The organism is Pseudomonas fuscovaginae SE-1 (assembly GCF_000364705.1).
In the GTDB taxonomy this organism is placed as follows: Bacteria; Pseudomonadota; Gammaproteobacteria; order Pseudomonadales; family Pseudomonadaceae; genus Aquipseudomonas; species Aquipseudomonas fuscovaginae_A.
Genome location: NZ_AQOH01000085.1, coordinates 1 through 1,342, shown reverse-complemented (window position 1 = coordinate 1,342; position 1,342 = coordinate 1). Strand labels below are relative to the sequence as shown.

General features: G+C 50.2%; 1 rRNA gene. It reads right to left on the bottom strand.

Going from position 1 to position 1,342, the window contains the following annotated elements:
- Positions 1-1,157 (bottom strand): 23S ribosomal RNA (locus K675_RS0110060); the annotation flags it as partial.
- Positions 1,158-1,342: the final 185 nt, after the last annotated feature.

Here is a 1,342-nt window from a genome sequence, read left to right as displayed (position 1 = left end):
ACCCGTAGCTTCGGTGCATGGTTTGAGCCCCGTTACATCTTCCGCGCAGGCCGACTCGACTAGTGAGCTATTACGCTTTCTTTAAAGGGTGGCTGCTTCTAAGCCAACCTCCTAGCTGTCTAAGCCTTCCCACATCGTTTCCCACTTAACCATGACTTTGGGACCTTAGCTGACGGTCTGGGTTGTTTCCCTTTTCACGACGGACGTTAGCACCCGCCGTGTGTCTCCCACGCTCGGCACTTCCAGGTATTCGGAGTTTGCATCGGTTTGGTAAGTCGGGATGACCCCCTAGCCGAAACAGTGCTCTACCCCCTGGAGTGATACGTGAGGCGCTACCTAAATAGCTTTCGAGGAGAACCAGCTATCTCCGAGCTTGATTAGCCTTTCACTCCGATCCACAGGTCATCCGCTAACTTTTCAACGGTAGTCGGTTCGGTCCTCCAGTCAGTGTTACCTAACCTTCAACCTGCCCATGGATAGATCGCCCGGTTTCGGGTCTATACCCAGCGACTAAACGCCCTATTAAGACTCGCTTTCGCTACGCCTCCCCTATTCGGTTAAGCTCGCCACTGAATATAAGTCGCTGACCCATTATACAAAAGGTACGCAGTCACAGAACAAAGTCTGCTCCCACTGCTTGTACGCATACGGTTTCAGGATCTATTTCACTCCCCTCTCCGGGGTTCTTTTCGCCTTTCCCTCACGGTACTAGTTCACTATCGGTCAGTCAGTAGTATTTAGCCTTGGAGGATGGTCCCCCCATATTCAGACAAGGTTTCTCGTGCCCCGTCCTACTCGATTTCATGGCCAAGAGACTTTCGCGTACAGGGCTATCACCCACTATGGCCGCACTTTCCAGAGCGTTCCGCTAATCTCAAGGCCACTTAAGGGCTGGTCCCCGTTCGCTCGCCACTACTAAGGGAATCTCGGTTGATTTCTTTTCCTCAGGGTACTTAGATGTTTCAGTTCCCCTGGTTCGCCTCTTGCACCTATGTATTCAGTGCAAGATAACCAGCTTGTGCTGGCTGGGTTCCCCCATTCAGAGATCTCCGGATCAAAGTCTGTTTGCCGACTCCCCGAAGCTTATCGCAGGCTACCACGTCTTTCATCGCCTCTGACTGCCAAGGCATCCACCGTATGCGCTTCTTCACTTGACCATATAACCCCAAGCAATCTGGTTATACTATGAAGACGACATTCGCCGAAAATTTGCCGCTCAATTAAGAGTACTCACAAATTTTACCTTAGCCTGAATCCACACCAGTGAAAGTGCTTCATCAGTCTTCTTTCTATCACATACCCAAATTTTTAAAGAACGATTCTGATAAAGTTCAGAAATCAA